The 15,533-nt window shown below is 75.1% G+C and carries 10 protein-coding genes and 1 pseudogene; 4 read left to right on the forward strand and 7 right to left on the reverse strand.

The annotated features are described in order from the left end of the window. Positions 1 to 7: 7 nt before the first annotated feature. From glgP to ACSNOC_RS11320, 4 genes are all read right to left on the reverse strand, one after another. The gene (gene glgP / locus ACSNOC_RS11305; RefSeq protein WP_436747213.1) at positions 8 to 2,449 is read right to left on the reverse strand and encodes an alpha-glucan family phosphorylase; all 2,442 of its coding nucleotides are present in this window, start codon (positions 2,447 to 2,449) and stop codon (positions 8 to 10) included. A gap of 5 nt (positions 2,450 to 2,454) precedes the next feature. After that, the gene (gene pgm / locus ACSNOC_RS11310) at positions 2,455 to 4,095 is read right to left on the reverse strand and encodes a phosphoglucomutase (alpha-D-glucose-1,6-bisphosphate-dependent) (protein WP_436747214.1); all 1,641 of its coding nucleotides are present in this window, start codon (positions 4,093 to 4,095) and stop codon (positions 2,455 to 2,457) included. A 17-nt stretch (positions 4,096 to 4,112) separates the two neighbouring features. Further along, on the reverse strand, positions 4,113 to 5,351 hold the full coding sequence (gene glgC / locus ACSNOC_RS11315; protein WP_436747215.1) for a glucose-1-phosphate adenylyltransferase: 1,239 nt from the start codon (positions 5,349 to 5,351) through the stop codon (positions 4,113 to 4,115). Between the two features lie 272 nt (positions 5,352 to 5,623). Next, a complete protein-coding gene (locus tag ACSNOC_RS11320) occupies positions 5,624 to 6,616 on the reverse strand; it encodes a LacI family DNA-binding transcriptional regulator (protein ID WP_436747216.1) in 993 nt (330 codons plus the stop codon). A gap of 220 nt (positions 6,617 to 6,836) precedes the next feature. Between ACSNOC_RS11320 and ACSNOC_RS11325 the strand changes: the two are divergent. Continuing rightward, positions 6,837 to 7,151: pseudogene (locus ACSNOC_RS11325) on the forward strand (LacI family transcriptional regulator); the annotation flags it as partial. Between the two features lie 457 nt (positions 7,152 to 7,608). Then, the gene (locus tag ACSNOC_RS11330) at positions 7,609 to 7,980 is read left to right on the forward strand and encodes an SH3 domain-containing protein (RefSeq protein ID WP_436747217.1); all 372 of its coding nucleotides are present in this window, start codon (positions 7,609 to 7,611) and stop codon (positions 7,978 to 7,980) included. Positions 7,981 to 8,107: 127 nt separating this feature from the next. On the opposite strand, the gene ACSNOC_RS11335 is transcribed toward ACSNOC_RS11330, so the two are convergent. Then, on the reverse strand, positions 8,108 to 8,641 hold the full coding sequence (locus ACSNOC_RS11335; protein WP_436747218.1) for a dihydrofolate reductase family protein: 534 nt from the start codon (positions 8,639 to 8,641) through the stop codon (positions 8,108 to 8,110). 186 nt (positions 8,642 to 8,827) lie between these two features. Then, positions 8,828 to 13,318 (reverse strand): CHAT domain-containing protein, encoded by a 4,491-nt coding sequence (locus ACSNOC_RS11340; RefSeq protein WP_436747219.1) that lies wholly within the window; start codon positions 13,316 to 13,318, stop codon positions 8,828 to 8,830. Between the two features lie 61 nt (positions 13,319 to 13,379). Between ACSNOC_RS11340 and ACSNOC_RS11345 the strand changes: the two genes are divergently transcribed. Both ACSNOC_RS11345 and ACSNOC_RS11350 read left to right on the forward strand, forming a co-directional pair. Next, positions 13,380 to 13,781 carry a hypothetical protein gene (locus ACSNOC_RS11345; protein ID WP_436747220.1) on the forward strand — a complete coding sequence of 134 codons (402 nt, stop codon included), beginning with the start codon at positions 13,380 to 13,382 and terminating at the stop codon, positions 13,779 to 13,781. Between the two features lie 5 nt (positions 13,782 to 13,786). Beyond that, positions 13,787 to 14,575 carry a hypothetical protein gene (locus tag ACSNOC_RS11350; protein WP_436747221.1) on the forward strand — a complete coding sequence of 263 codons (789 nt, stop codon included), beginning with the start codon at positions 13,787 to 13,789 and terminating at the stop codon, positions 14,573 to 14,575. 215 nt (positions 14,576 to 14,790) lie between these two features. Here the strand turns inward: ACSNOC_RS11350 and ACSNOC_RS11355 are convergent, their stop codons facing one another. Further along, positions 14,791 to 15,363, reverse strand: coding sequence for a DUF488 domain-containing protein (locus tag ACSNOC_RS11355; protein WP_436747222.1), 573 nt, complete (start codon positions 15,361 to 15,363; stop codon positions 14,791 to 14,793). Positions 15,364 to 15,533: the final 170 nt, after the last annotated feature.

Raw genomic sequence — 15,533 nt, forward strand, 5'->3', positions numbered from 1 at the left:
TCGTCGCTCACTGATCCGACCGGGGGGCGGAGTCGCGGACCAGGCCGAGCCCGTCGGGGCCGAGCAGTTCGTGCCGGGGCAGGACGCGGGCGGAGCAGCCGAGGACACCGCTGTGCGGCGGTGTGAGAACGGCCTCGTACGCCGTGCCGTCGGCCGTCGGGGTCATGGTCGCGGACACGGGGTCGACGAGTTCCCCGGCGTCGTCGACCGGGCCGCAGTAGGCCAGGACCCCGACGTCCTCGGGGGACAGGGGCCCCAGCTCGACCTCCGCGCGCAGCCCGACGAGACGGCCGTCGTGCGGCAGGAGGGTGACCGTTCGGGCCTGGAGGCGGTCCACGCGGACCCCGGGCCAGGCGTCACGCACCGTGTCGCTCCAGGCGGCGAGCCGGCGCGCGGGGGCGAAGTCGTGGGCGGCGAGGCGCTCGGACGCCTCGGCCGCCGGCCGGTAGAGCGTCTCGACGTAGTCGGTGACCATGCGGTCGGCCAGCAGCCGGGGGCGCAGGTCGCGCAGGACCGCGCGGACCATGCGCAGCCAGCCGGGCCGGTCGTCGTAGAACAGCGGCACGACCTTCGTCTCCAGCAGGTCGTACAGGGCGTTCGCCTCGGTCTCGTCCCGGCCGGGGCCGCCGTCGGTGCCGCCGGCGGAGGGGATCGCCCAGCCGTAGGCCGGGTCGTAGCACTCCTCCCACCAGCCGTCGCCGATCGACAGGTTGAGCCCGCCGTTGAGCGCGGCCTTCATGCCGGACGTGCCGCACGCCTCCTGCGGCCGGAGCGGATTGTTCAGCCACACGTCGCAGCCGGCGACCAGTTCGGCGCCGACCGCCATGTCGTAGTCGGGCAGGAAGACGATGCGGCGGCGCAGCGCGGGGTCCCGGGCGAACCAGAGCAGCTCCTGGATCAGCTTCTTGCCGTCGTCGTCGGCCGGGTGGGCCTTGCCGGCGACGAGGAGCTGCACGGGCCGGTCGGGGTCGAGCAGAAGCCGGCGCAGGCGGTCGCGGTCGCTGAGCATCAGGGTCAGCCGCTTGTACGTCGGGACCCTGCGGGCGAACCCGATGGTGAGGACGTCGGGGTCGAGGCAGTCGTCGACCCAGGCGGTCTGCGTGGCGGAGCCGGCACCGGAGCCGGAGTGCGCCGCGCGCAGCCGCCGCCGGGCGCGTTCGACCAGGCCGGCGCGCAGCTCGCGCCGGGCGGCCCACAGCGCGTCGTCGCCGAGGTCGGGGGCGGGCCCGCCGGCCGCCCAGGTGGCGGCGTGCACCCCGTTGGTGACGTGGCCGATCGGCACCTGGTCCACGGGGAGTTCGGGCCACAGCGGGGCGAACATGGAGCGGCTCAGCGATCCGTGCAGCGCGGAGACGCCATTGCGCCACTGGGCGAGCCGCAGACCCATGTGGGCCATGTTGAACACGCCTGGGTCTGCCTCCGCGCCGAGTTCGAGACAGGCGTCCACGGGGACGCCGGGCACCGCGGCCGCCAGGTGGGCGGCGACCGCGGCGGCGTCGAACCGGTCGATGCCGGCGGGCACGGGCGTGTGCGTGGTGAACACCGTTCCGGCGCGCACGGCCGCCAGGGCCTCGGGGAACCCGAGGACGGCCTCGTCCATGAGGGCGCGGACGCGTTCGAGGCCGAGGAAGCCGGCGTGTCCCTCGTTGGTGTGGTAGACGTCCGGCTCGACGCTGCCGCTCAGATCGCAGTAGGCGCGGACGGCCCGCACTCCGCCGATGCCGAGCAGCAGCTCCTGGCGGAGCCGGGTGAGCGTGTCCCCGCCGTACAGCCGGTCGGTGAGGGCACGGTCCGCCGGGGTGTTGCGCTCGTCGTCGCTGTCGAGCAGCAGCAGCGGCACCCGGCCGACCCGCGCCACCCAGACGCGGGCGAACAGGTCCCCGCCGTCCGGGAGGGCGAGGTGCACGTCGGCGTCGGCCAGCGGGCTGAGACCGGCCGCCTCGGCGTCGAACCGCGGGTAGCGCTCCCGCTGCCAGCCGTCGTCGTCGAAGAACTGGGCGAAGTAGCCGGAGCGGTAGAGCAGGCCGACGCCGATCAGCGGTATGCCCAGGTCGGAAGCCGACTTGAGGTGGTCGCCGGCGAGGATCCCGAGCCCGCCCGAGTACAGGGGCAGGGAGGCGGTGATGCCGAACTCCGGCGAGAAGTACGCCACGGTGGGCCCGGACGGCAGGGGCCGGTCGAGGTATGCGGCGAGGTCCGCGGCGCGTTCGCGCATCCGCGCCAGGAACGTCTCGTCGCCGGCCAGCCGTGTGAGCTCGCCCGGGGACAGGGCCGTCAGCAGACGCGCCGGGTTCTCCCCGACGCGTGTCCACAGCTCGGGCGCGGCCTCGGCGAACAGGTCGCGGGTGGGCGGGTGCCACGTCCAGCGCAGGTTCGTCGCCAGCTCCCGCAGCGGGGCGAGCCCGGCGGGGAGGTCGAGCGGGACGGTGATCAGTCGATGAGCTCGCACGGGTGTTACCTGTCGTTCAGGGCGGCGGACACGAACGTCCGCGCCTCGTCTTGGATCTGCCGGAGGTGGTCGCGTCCGCGGAAGGACTCCGCGTAGATCTTGTAGACGTCCTCCGTGCCCGACGGCCGCGCGGCGAACCAGCCCGACGGCGCGGACACCTTCAGGCCGCCGATGGGTGCCGCGGAGTCCGGTGCCTCGGTGAGGATCGCGGTGATGGGCTCGCCGGCCAGCTCGGTGGCGGGGATCCGGTCCGCCGACAGGTGCCCGAGGAGCCTCTTCTCGTCGGCGGTCGCGGGGACGTCGGTCCGTTCGTACAGCGGGGAGCCCAGCCGCTCCGCGAGGACCGCGTACCGCTCGGCGGGCGTCGTCCCGGTCGTCGCGGTGATCTCGGCGGCGAGCAGGCACAGCGCGATGCCGTCCTTGTCGGTGGTCCACACCGTGCCGTCGCGGCGCAGCATGGCGGCGCCGGCGCTCTCCTCGCCGCCGAACACCAGCGTGGCGTCCAGCAGGCCGGGCACGAACCACTTGAAGCCGACGGGGACCTCGACGAGAGGACGGCCGTGGTGCCCGGCCACCCGGTCGATCAGGGACGACGACACGACGGTCTTGCCGACCGCCGCCGGCGGCCAGTCGGGCCGGTGCCCGATCAGGTAGTCGACGGCGACGGCCAGGTAGTCGTTGGGCCGCATCAGCCCGGCGTCGGGCGTGACGATGCCGTGCCGGTCGGCGTCCGGGTCGTTGCCGACCGCGAGGTCGAAGCCGGCGGACCGCTCCACCAGGGCCGCCATGGCCCACGGCGAGGAGCAGTCCATGCGGATCCTGCCGTCGTGGTCCAGGGGCATGAACCGCCATGTCGGGTCCACGGTGGGCTGGGTGACCGTGATGTCGAGGCCGTGCCGGCTCGCGATCTCGGCCCAGTAGGCGACGCTGGCGCCGCCCATGGGGTCGGCGGCGACGCGCAGGCCGGACTCCTTGACGCTCCGCAGGTCGACCACGGCGGGCAGGTCGTCGACGTAGTGCCCCAGGAAGTCGTAACGTCCGGTGGTATCGGCGGACTTGGCGCGCGCCCAGGGCACGCGGCGGACACCGGCGAGACCGTCGTCGAGGAGGGCGTTCGCCCGTTCCTGGATCCACCGGGTCACGGCGGTGTCGGCCGGCCCGCCGTGCGGCGGGTTGTACTTGAACCCGCCGTCGGACGGCGGGTTGTGCGACGGGGTGATGACGACACCGTCGGCCCGGTGGGCCGTGCCGCCACGGTTGTGGGACAGGATGGCGTGCGACACCGCGGGGGTGGGGGTGTAGCCGTCCCGGTCGTCGATCAGCACGGTGACGCCGTTGGCGGCGAACACCTCCAGCGCCGTGACCCCGGCGGGTTCGGACAGGGCGTGCGGATCGAGGCCCAGGAACAGCGGGCCCGTGATGCCCTGCGCCGCCCGGTGGTCGCACAGGGCCTGCGCGATCGCCAGGATGTGCGCCTCGTTGAAGCCGCCGCGCAGGCTGGAACCGCGGTGCCCGGACGTCCCGAAGGCGACGCGCTGCTCGGGCGCCGACGGGTCGGGGCCGCGGTAGTAGGCGTCGGTGAGGCTCGCGACGTCGACAAGGTCGCCGGCGAGCGCGGGCGTTCCCGCCCGTGGATGGATCGGCATGGGGGCTCTCCTGCCTGTCAGCTCGGCACGATCGTCTGGTGCTTGGCGACCACGACCACGCCGCCCGGGCTCACGGAGTAATGGGCGCTGTCCTTTTCGCCATCGACGCCGATCCTGGCCCCCTCGGGAACGATCACGTTCTTGTCGAGAATCGCGTTGCGGACAATCGCGTTGGCGCCGATCTGCACATTGTCGAACAGAACCGATCCCTCGATGTCGGCGCCGGGAGCGACCCGGACATCCCGCGAGAGCAGGGAGCGATGGGCGCGGGCGCCCGCCACGATGACGCCCGGCGACAGCACCGAGTTCTGGACGTCGGGCGTCAGGCCGTAGGCCGGGACGATCTTGGCCGGGGGCCGCGAGGGCTGGTAACTGAGGATCGGCCAGCGATGGTTGTAGAGATTGAACACGGGATCGTCGGCGATGACGTCCATGCTGGCCTCGTAATAGGAATCGATGCTCCCCACGTCGCGCCAGTAGCCACGGTCCCGTTCGGTGGCGCCGGGCACGGTGCTGTCCGCGAAATCGAATACGGCGGCGGTGCCCTCCTCGACGAATGACGGAATGATGTCGCCGCCCATGTCGTGCCGCGACGAAGAATTCCGGGCGTCCTCTTTCACCGAACGCACCAGGGCGTCGGTCCGGAACACGTAATTACCCATGGAGGCGAAGACCTCGTCGGGCGCGTCCGGGAGCCCGGCGGCATCGGCCGGCTTTTCCCGGAACGACGTGATCCACTGCCCGCCGGGGTCGGTCTCGATGACGCCGAAGCGGTGCGCGTCGGCGCGCGGCACGCGGATGCCGGCGACGGTGACCGCCGCGCCGGAGGCCGCGTGCGCGGCCAGCAGGTGTCTGGGGTCGATGCGGTAGATGTGGTCGGCGCCGAACACGATGACGTTCTCGGGCCGCTCGTCGTAGATCAGGTTGAGAGACTGATAGACGGCGTCGGCCGAGCCCTCGAACCAGCGGGGACCGGTCCGCTGCTGGGCCGGGACCGGGGTCACGAAGTCACCGAGCAGCGCGGGCAGCCGCCAGGTGAGCGACACGTGCCGGTCGAGGCTGTGCGACTTGTACTGGGTCAGCACGATGATCCGCCGGAGGCCCGCGTTGACCAGGTTGGACAGCGCGAAGTCGATCAGCCGGTACGTGCCGCCGAACGGGACCGCCGGCTTCGCGCGGTCGGCCGTCAGCGGCATCAGGCGCTTCCCCTCCCCGCCGGCGAGGACGATGGCGAGCACACTTGAGACGTCCATCATTTACCGTGCTCCTTCCGCTTCCACGAAATCGAAAACCAGCAGGCAATCGGCGCATGGAGGGCGCACGCCGCATGGTGCATGCCGTCGCGGGGCACCTCCATTGGCGCCACATTTCCGAAAGGAGTCCGTTCGGTTGCGGGCAAGACTATGCGCGCGATGTGATATTCGTCAATCTCCGGTTTGTGCGCGAAAACGGTTCCAGTGAATTCGCGGACGTTTTCAGTGATGCTGAAACCGTTTTCACCGCACGGCGCGGCGGCCGGGTGGGCCGCTCAGGCGACCGGCACTCCGGCCGGGGCCGGGCCCACGCTGGCCCGGACCACCAGTTCGGCGGGCAGCGTGACCGGTGCCCATGTCCCCGGGGCATCGCCGCGGAGGATGTCGAGCAGCATGCGCACGGCCGCGGTGCCGGCCGCGGACTTCTGCAACCGCACCGTGGTCAGCTTCGGCGTCACCACCTCGGCGAGGGAGGTGTCCCCGAAGCCGACCAGACTGATGTCCCCCGGCACACTCCGCCCGCGGTCCGCGAGCCGGCCCAGCACCCCGACCGCGATCTCGTCGTTGAACGCGACGATCGCCGTGGCGGAGGTGCCCAGCGCGAGGTCGGCGGCCCGCACCCCGGACGCCAGGGTCGGCTCGAACGGGCCGCGTTCGGCCAGCCCGACACCCAGCCGCCGGCAGGTGGCGCGCACCGCGCACAGCCGCATCTCGTTGGAGTAGCCCGCCGGGCCGGAGAGGTAGACCACCTCGCGGTGCCCCAGGGCGTGCAGGTGCTCCACGGCGTGCACGGTGGCGTCGGTCGGGTCGGTGAGCACGGCGGGAATCCCGTCGACCTCGCGGTTGATCAGCACGAGGGGCGTGTGCGCGGCCAGTTCGTACACCTGCTCGTCGGCCATGCCGGGCCGGGACAGGAGCAGTCCCTCCACCTGTCCGGCCATGGCCGCGGCGATCCGCGCCTCGTCCCGGGCCGTCTCGTCGGGGTCCGCGACGAACAGCGCGTAGCCCTCGTACCGCGCCTGTCGCTGGACGGCCTTGATCACCTCGGCCTGGAACGGGCTCGCGATGTCCGACACAATCAGCCCGAGGTTGCCCGACCGGCCCCGGGCCAGCGAGCGGGCGGCCGGGTTGGGCGTGTACCGCAGTTCCTCGGCGGCGGCCAGCACCCGCTGCCGGGTGGCGCCCGCGACGGCGTGCGGCTGCGTGAAGACCCGGGATACGGTCGCGGGCGACACTCCCGCGCGGGCCGCTACGTCACGGATGGTCATGTTCTCTCCTGGCAGTACCGGTGGTGGTGATCCGGACGCCGTCGGCCAGAGTCGTTCATTCTCGGGCGGGTATGGGGGCTCCGCGCTCACATCGCCACGGCGGGGTCGTGCCGTCGGAGTGATGAAGACGTGTTCATTATGGAAGCGGTTTCAGAGACCAACAAGCACGCCCGTTCGCACCGAGACCCAGGTCACACGCCCGGCCGGGGCCCGGCACACGGACGACGCCGGCCCGGTCCCGGTCCGCGTCGACGCGTGGGACGCGGCGCTGCGCGAGGCCGGGCCGGGGGTGCCGCCGCTGGTGCGCGGCGACCGGACGGCGGAGTCCGGGTACCGGGCCGGGCCTGCGGCTGGCCGGCGAGCGGGGCTGCACGGCGGTGTTCACGGCCAACGACCAGATGGCGCGTTCCTCCCACCGCTGACCACCGTCCACCAGGACTTCGCGAAGGTCGGCGAACTGCTGGTGGCGGTCGTGGTGCGCCAGATGCGGGCCGAGTCCCCGGTGCCCACCCGCCTGGTCCTGCGCGAAAGCTGACTCGGACGTGCTGCCGATCGGTGACACGGCCGGGCGAGGCGGGGGCGTCCTCCACCGGCAGCCGGGAGTGACTGGCCTCCAGACGCATCCCCCGATGCGCCGGGGGCGGCACCATCCACGTCCTCGAACGCGACACCCCGTTGTCCGGGCCACGGCCCACGGACCAGCGCCCGCCGCGACCGGCGCGGAAGGCGCCGTCACCGAGGCTGCCCGGATCGCGCATGCCGGCTCCGCAGGGAAGGGAAGAAGACGGCCCACTTCCCGAGCGTTCATGAGGGTGAGGTGAATTCAGCCTGGGCCGAAAGGTGTGGCACTCAACTGGTGTGATCCATAGACTCCGACCCGTCCGGCCTGGCGGCCGTCGCGATGGCGCACCAGGAGGGGTTCAGGGGGGCGCCGTCCCGCGAGCGGCTTCATCCGGCCGACCGGCTCTGCGCATCACTCTGGGGGTCTCTTCATGCGACGCCATGTCTCGCGTCTCCTGCTGGCCATCGGCCTGGCCGTGCCCACCGTGCTGTTGACGGCGGGCACCGGGCAGGCGGCCACTCCCGCCGCGCCCACCGCGGTGACCGCCGATGTCTCCACGACGGAGGTGTCCGCCGCGATCTGGGGCGAGTTCCGGGAGGACGGTGTCCGGATCCGCACCGGCCCCGGCACCCAGTACGCGGTCGCCGGTCTCGGCTACCGCGACCACTCGGTGACGGTCCACTGCTTTGTGGCACCGGAGCCCAACCACGCCTGGTACTACCTGACCGACAACACCACCGGGGTGACCGGCTGGGTGTCGTCCTCGCTGATCTACCGGGTGGACCCGCTCGACGGCTGCTAGCCACCCGCCCGGCCTCCCGTGGACGGAAAGGGCGTCAGGTGCGGCCTCGGCGTCCATGACACGTCGGCGGTGATCTCGCCGGACCGGTCTGCCCGTATCCGCGTTCTTCCTGCTGACGCGGCGTGCGTCACTCGGCCCGGTCGGGTTCGACGGCGTACTGGACGAGTACGAGCCCCGATCCGTCCCAGGTGCGGGTGCCGAGCAGTCGCAGGGAGACCGGTGGTCGGCTCTCGAAGGCGCGGGTGCCCGCGGCCAGCACGCCGGGGCCGATCATCAGGTGGAGTTCGTCGACGCGGCCGTGGGCGAGCAGGTCGTTCCACAGGGTGTGGCTGCCGAAGACGAGGATGTCGCGGCCGGGGTCGCGCTTGAGCGCGGCGATCCGCTGGTGTGCGTCGGCGCGGCCGATGACGCGGGTGTTCTGCCATGGTGCCGCCGGGTCGGGCGTCAGGGTGTCGGAGACGACGACCTTGTCGATGGCGTTGTTGCGGCGGGAGATCTCGCGCTCCAGCGGTGGCGCGTCGGGATCGTCGGCGATCGCGGGCCAGTAGCTCCTGAACCCTTCGTAGGAGGTGCGGCCGAGCAGCAGGGTGTCGGCCGCCCGCAGGCGCTCGGCGTTTGTACTCGGAGAATCCCCGGTCGAATGGCATGGCCATGACGTCATTGCCCGGGCCTTCGAAGTAGCCGTCGAGCGAGATGACGTTGCAGACGATCAGCTTGCGCATCGTCGAATCCCTTCCGGGCATGCGTCGTGAGCGTTCGGTCGTGCGGGGTGGACCGCGCCCGAGCCGCGAAATCATCGGGCGCGGCGCACGGCGACCCATCCGCGTGGTCGTCCCGGTCGGTGCCGTCAGGTGCCCGCGTGGACGTAGGCCGCCCAGATGTGGGGGCGGTCGGGCAGGCGGCGGCGCAGGGCGCGGATGGTGTCGTGCAGGGCCCGGGCGGCGGCGGTGCCGTCGCCCGGTGTGCGGCGGTAGAAGTCGCGGGTGACGTGGTCCGCGTGGGCGCTGTCGATCTCCCAGAGCGTTCCGACCGCGGTGGGGAACCCGGCGAGGAGGAAGGCGCTGGTGATGTGGATGGCCTCGTCCGCGAGCCGGTCGGAGGTGCGCGCGGTGCCGCAGGCCGTGAGGAACGCGAGGCGGGCCAGCCGTGGCCGTGCCCGGCAGATGTCGAGGACGGAGAGCGGTTCGCCGCTCGGCAGGTGGAGCAGGGCGCCGGACGGCTCCAGCGGGTCGGTGGCGGCGTGGCAGCCGAAGTGGGCCCACCGGGTGGTGCCGAGCGCGGCGAGGACGGCCTCGCGGGTCGCCGCGGCGCCGATCAGCGGCTCGGGCGCGCCCAGCAGCCCGGCCGCGTAGCCGGCCGCCGCCGCGGCGCCGGGCAGCTCCTCGTCGGGCTCGGCGACCAGCAGGGCAACGCCGCCGCCGTCCGCGGCGGAGCGGTGCCGGGCCCGGGTGCGGGCGTGCGCCAGGGTCTGGAAGCCGGGCACGTACGACGAGACCACCGCGTCGAGCGCGGCGCCGCAGCCGTCGAGCGGGCAGTCGGGCCGCGCGCACTGGGCGGCGTGCAGCGGGAGGGCGTTGAACGCGCCGGTGGGGATCCACCAGATCCGCGGCCACACGCCGCCCTCCGGAACGGGCCCGGCGAGCCCGGTCAGGTCGAGGACCGGGCGGACGACCGTGTGCCAGGTCCACTCCAGCGTCCGGCGCACCGTGGCCGCCGCGGCGACGAGCTGGGCGGGGGCGGGCCGCGACGGGCCGTGCGCGTTGATGGCGGCGATGGCCTCGCGCAGCCGCCGGGCCCGGCCGGTGACGTCGTCGGCCGTGGCGTCGAGGTGCAGGGCGGTGATCGACCGGGCGGTGACGACGAGGGCGTGGCAGTGCCGCCGCGCGTGGTTGAGCACGACGATCGGGCCGTCGGCCGCGAGCGCGCGGAGCTGCCCGGCGGAGAGCGGGCGCAGGAAGCCGCCGAACCCCTCGTGGCCGCGGACGCGTTCGACCAGGGCGTCGAGCTCCCGCGACGCGCGGAGCCGGGCGAGCCGGGTCCGTTCGGCGTGACCGGCGGGGGCGGGCCCGGGCGGGCCGGGCTCGGCGGCGAGCAGGTCGGTCAGCCGCTCGAACTCCGCGGCCAGCTCGGGGTGGGCCGCCCGCAGCTCGCCGAGGTCGGCCCGCGCCTCGATCCGCCGGGACAGCAGCAGGCCGCGCCCGCGCTCCAGCAGGGCGGCGGCCCGGTCGACGTCGGGTCCGTCCACGGTGCGCGGGCGCCCGGCCGGGTCGGACGCCGGGTCGGACGCCGGGGCCAGGGCAGGGAGGGAGTCCGGCGGACGCCCCGCGTCGCGGAAGGCCGCGAGGGCGCGCCGCACGGCCGCCAGGCGGTCCGTCAGCACGGCGGCTCCCGCGTCGACGAGGAGGCGGGTGAGGACCAGCTCGACGACCGCGCGGATGTCGCCGTCGAACGTCGTCAGGCCGTGCTCGGCGGACTGCTGGTCACTGCCCCGGTCGGTGACGGCGGCCATGGCCTCGACGGCTGTGTCGAGGTGGGCCAGAGCCAGGCCGGTGCCGCCCGGTCCGCCCACCGCGCCGGCGGCGGCTGCGAGCGCCCCGTGCGCCCGGATCCACGGCGGGAGGGCGCGGTCGCGCCAGGCGGCGGGGTCGGCGGGCCCGGCGGACAGGCGGGTGAGGAGCGGCGCCAGCATGTCCTCGACGGCCCGCATCGCGGCCGGGCGGGTCCCGGACGGCGGGTCCTGGGGGAGAGGCAGGGGGCGTCCCTGCCCCGTGGCACCGGCCGCCAGGACACCGGGCAGGCCGGTGAGGAGACGCAGCAGGTCGGCCCAGCCGTCGGGGGCGCCCTGCTCGGCCGTGCGGACCACGGCCCCGGCCTCGGCCACCAGGCTCGCCGCGCGCTCCGGGTCGGCGGCGCGCACCGCCACGGCCCGCTGCACGAGCGCCCGCAGGAGGGTGGTCGCCAGGAGGAACCGCGCCGGGTGACCGGCGGGGCAGGCCGCGAACGTGCGCCGGCACGCGTCGACGTGGGCGTCGGTGAGGTCGCTCCGGGGGCCGCCGCCCGGGCCGATGGTCTCCACCAGGTTGACGTAGTAGTCGCCCATCACGTCGAAGCCGGGCGGCAGTTCCCCGGTCCCGGTGGCCGCCTCGCCGGTCAGCTCCTTCAGGTGCCGCGCGAGCCGCCGGGCGCGGGCGAGCTGGCCCGGTTCGTGGCCGAACAGGTAGTTCTGCAGGGCGTTGTGGAGCTCGGTCCGGACCGCGAGCACCACCTCGCCGGGCCCGGCCGGCGTCCCCTCGCCCGCCCCCTTGCCCGCCTCCCCGGCCGTCGCCGTGGCCAGCAGCACGGACGCCTCGCGCGCCGCCTCCGCGTCGAAGCGCCCGAGCGAGGTCATGGTGAGCGCGAACGCCTGCATCCGGTCGAACGACGCGGGCAGGTCGGGTTCGTGCGAGCGCGCGTAGCGCAGCAGCGTGACGACCTCCTCGAAGGCGGCGGGGTCGCCCTGCTCGGCGGCGCGGGCGGAGAGCGCGCCGCCCAGCGACGCGGCCAGCAGCGCCCGCGGGACGAGGCCGTCCCGCCCGGCATGCCCACCACCGTCCTCCCCGGCGTCCTCCCCCGTGATCTCCCCGGTGCCCGCGAGGAGTTCCCGCAGGATCGCGATGTCGGAGTCCAGGTGCTCGGGGCCGTCGAGGCGGACGTCGTGCATGCGGGAGACGAGCGCGACCAGCTCGGACAGCTCCGCCCATTCCCCTTCCGGCATGCCGTCCCGGCCGCCGGCCAGGGCAACCATGGCGGCCACGGGCAGTGCGGCCTCGAAGAGTTCGAGGCGCAGCAGGCCGAGCGGCGGGAACCCGGCCGGCGCTCCGGCCGCCGCCTCGTCGGTCAACGACCGGGCCTCGGCGGCGAGTTCGGCCGCCCTCGCGGGGTCGGCCGCCCGCAGGGTCTGCGCCCGGACCCCGGTGAGGGCGGCGAGCACGGCGACGTAGGCGTAGCGGAGCGGCCGGTCGGCGGGCAGCCCGGCCAGGGCGGCGCGGTACCGGGCGATCCGTTCCCCGGAAACGTCGGAAAGGGCGCCCGAGTCGGCAGCGAGGGCCAGGTCGGCGACCTCCAGGTCGATGTCCGGGGCCGCGCCGTCCCGCGCGGCACGCGCCCTGGTCTGCTGGATGACGCGGCGGAGCAACGGCCCGGCGCGCTCCGCGTGCGCCGGGTCGTCGCTCGCCGCCAGCTCCGCCAGCTCCCGGTAGGAGGTGAGAAGTTCCGCGTCGCCCTGGTCCGGGGGGCGGGCCCCGTCGGCGGCGGCGAGCAGGCCCGCCGCCAACTCGGCCGCTTCCCGGGCCGCGGCGTCGTCGCCGCGCTCCCGGGCGAACGCGTCGAGCGCCCGGCTCAGGGCGGCGGTGGCACCGGGGCGCGCGGGGTGGCCGTCGGGGGTGCGGGCGAGGGCCGCGCGCAGGCGCCGGACGCCACAGGCGATGCGGCCCGCGTCGTGCTCGCGCGCGCCCGCCTCCGCGATCAGCGAGCCGACGCGCAGGTCGCGTTCTCCCGGCCAGGTGACGGGCAGGGCGTGGATCTCCCGCAGGCCGCGCAGCCCTTCGGCCGCCTCCGGCGTGAGGGTGCCGGCCGGGGCGGCGGCGACGAGCCGGTCGACCTCGGGCAGTCGGGGCTCGCCCAGCAGCCGCGCGGCGTCGATCACGGTCCTGAGGGCGCCGGCGGCCACCTGGGCTTCCTCGGGACCGGTCGGGCGCAGCCGCTCGCACAGCACCCGCGCGTGGCGGGCCGCGGCGGCGAGCGCGTCCGGGTCGGCGGCGAACTGGAACCGCGTCACGTACAGCTCGTGGGCGTGGAACGCCAGCTCGACGGCCCCCTCGTGGCCGTCCGGCAGGAGGCGGTGCGCCGTGTCGGACCAGGCCAGCGCGCGGTCGAGCGCGGCCGGCGGGACGGGCTCCCCGGCCGCCACCGCCTCGCCGACGGCCTCGGCGTGGGCCGAGCTGACCAGGTAGGCGAACCGCGCCTCGTGCGAGGGGTCGGCGGGGTCGTAGCCGTCGCGCAGCGGCTGGGGAAACGCGGCCCCGGCGGGCACCCGCGGGCACAGGAACCCGAAGGTGCTCAGCGCGATTGTCGTGTTCCGCTGCGCCTCCGGGTCCTCCGGGCCCTGGTGCCGCATCCAGAAGGTCCAGAAGACGGCGGCGACCGCGTCGAGGCCGATCTCCGCCCCGGGCGACGGCGCGGCCTCGCGCAGCAGTGCCAGCGCGTCGCGCACCGCGTCCTCACCGCGCAGCGGGGCGGGGTCCTGAGCATTCCGGGCCGCGACGAGCCGTGCGACCACGCGTTCCTGAAGCTCAGTCATCAAACGGTAGGGTAATCGGATCCCCGGCCACGGGGGGCAACGATTCGGTGATGCTCGGGACGTGGGAGAGTCCGCGGTGGGGAACCAGGCGAAGGCGCGGCGGGTCTACGAGGACGCCGTCGAGTACCTGTGCCGCAACGTCGACGCGCTGCGCGAGCTGATCGGCCCCGGGCTCCTGGACGCTCCCCTCGCGGTCGTCCGGACCGGCGACCCCGCCACCGCCGCGTGGCGGGACGCGGTGCGCGAGCTGCACCACGCGGCCGAGGCGGCCGGGATCCCCGGCGGGCTCGGTCTGGGCGCGACGATGGGCGTGGGCGACTGGCCGTCCGCCCCGACGCCGCGGTCGGTCGGCTGGGTCTGTCCCACCGGCCGCTGCGCCCGCGTGGACCTGCGCGAGGACTCCGCCCGGGAGACACCCACCTGCGCCCTGGCCGGCCGGCCGCTCCGCCTGGTCGGCGGCTGAGGGCCGTGGGTCTCCTCGTCGAGCTGCAGAAGCGCATCCCCGACCGGTGGTTCCTGCGCCGCCTGCTGCCCGCCGCGCTCTTCGTCGTGGTCGCGATCGTGGCGGGCGGGCAGCTCGGCCACCGCCGCTGGGACGACCTCGGGCTCGCGCGGGAGCGGATCGCCGGCGCGCTGCGGAACGGCGGCGGCCTGTCCGCCGACGCGGCGGCGTCGCTGGTGCTGGTCGCGGTGGCGGTGGTGGCCGCCGCGCTCGCGGTGCCGTTCGCGGCGAACGCGATCGGCGCGCTCGCGTCGGGGGCCTGGCCGTGGTGGCTGATGCCGCTGGGCCGGCGGCTGACCGCCCGGCGGGAGCGGCGGTGGATGCCGCCCGACGACATCGGGCGGGAGGCCGTCCGGGCCCGGGCCGCCGGACGGGAGCTGCGCGCCGACCGCCTCGACGCGCGCCGGGCCCGGACGGCGCCGGTCCGGCCCGGCTCGCCCACCTGGTCCGGCGACCGGTTCCGCGCCACCGAGGCCCGTGTCAGGGCGGAGACCGGCGTCGAGATCGCGGGCGAGTGGACCGCGCTGCTGCTCGTGGCCCCGGAGACCTCCCGCGCCGCGCTGAGCGACGCCCGCGACGCCTACGACGCGGCCTGCGAGGCCCTCGCGTGGAGCGCCGCGGTCGTCCTCCTCGGCGCGTGGTGGTGGCCGGCGGCACCCGTCGGGGCCGTGCTGTGGCTGGCCTCCTGGCAGTCCCTGCGCCGCGCGGTGCAGGCGCTGTGCGACACCACCGAAGCGGTTCTCAGGACGCTGTGAGCACGGAGGCGGCCCCGGACGCCGCGCTCCGTCGCGCGTCGCCCGCGTGGACCTGCGCCGGAGTCCGCCCCTCCCGGGGGGCGCCGGAGGTCCCCCCGGTTGCCCGGCGGCCGGGGCCGGGGCAGCGACGGACAACGGACAGCGGTGGGGCATCGCAGCCGGTCACCGGGCGCCGGGGGAGCGCGGGCCCGTGGCGGACCGTGCCGGACCGGGATTCAGCCGCGGCGGCCGGCGGCCTCGGTGTCGTCGTAGACCAGCAGCCCGTCGTCGCGCAGCCGCACGCCCGGCGTGGGACGGTGCCGGGCCAGGCCCCCGCCGGGCATCAGATGCCGTACGGGCACGCCGCGCGCCACCTCGGCGAAGTCGGCGATCAGCCGCCGGTGGCAGCGCCACCACACCGCCTCGCCGCACATCACCGCGGTCCCGGCCACGGCGGCGGCCTGGTCGAGCAGGGTGTCCATCGCGGCGACGAAGCCGGGCGTCCGGGTGTGCGCGGCGTAGCCGCGGAAGGAGGCATTGCGCCAGACCACGTCGGGCGAGTCGGCGGGAGCCTTCCGGAAGCCCCCCAGCGCCGGTTCCCAGCGGTACGCGATGCCGTGCTCCGGCAGCCGGCGGGCGAGTTCGTCCCGGCTGAGATCCGGCCGGCGACGGCTGCCCGGCGCGGCCCGCACATCGACCACGGCGGTCACACCGGCGGCCCCCAGCAGTGCGGCCAGCTCCGACGGCCCGGCCGTGCCATGACCGAACGTCACCAGCTCGCGCCCCGGCCCGGCGTGATCGGCGTTCACCGCGTCATTGTGGCCGGGGAGTTTCCTCCGCCCGCGCCCCCACGCCCGCGCGCCGAGGAGAGAGCGCCCGGCAGAGATGGTCGCGGCCGACCGCGACGACGCCCGACGACACCGACGCCCCCACCAGGCCCCAGCAGTCCCCGGCCCGGGTGGCTCCCGGCAGCCCGCCC

It is taken from the genome of Streptomyces sp. URMC 129, assembly GCF_051386415.1.
Classification (GTDB): domain Bacteria; phylum Actinomycetota; class Actinomycetes; order Streptomycetales; family Streptomycetaceae; genus Streptomyces.

Coding starts and splice junctions, on each gene's coding strand:
- ACSNOC_RS11320 (WP_436747216.1), bottom strand. CDS start 6,616: ATGACCATCCGTGACGTAGCGGCCCGCGCGGGAGTGTCGCCCGCGACC.
- ACSNOC_RS11335 (WP_436747218.1), bottom strand. CDS start 8,641: ATGACGTCATGGCCATGCCATTCGACCGGGGATTCTCCGAGTACAAAC.
- glgC (WP_436747215.1), bottom strand. CDS start 5,351: ATGATGGACGTCTCAAGTGTGCTCGCCATCGTCCTCGCCGGCGGGGAG.
- ACSNOC_RS11340 (WP_436747219.1), bottom strand. CDS start 13,318: ATGACTGAGCTTCAGGAACGCGTGGTCGCACGGCTCGTCGCGGCCCGG.
- ACSNOC_RS11330 (WP_436747217.1), top strand. CDS start 7,609: ATGCGACGCCATGTCTCGCGTCTCCTGCTGGCCATCGGCCTGGCCGTG.
- pgm (WP_436747214.1), bottom strand. CDS start 4,095: ATGCCGATCCATCCACGGGCGGGAACGCCCGCGCTCGCCGGCGACCTT.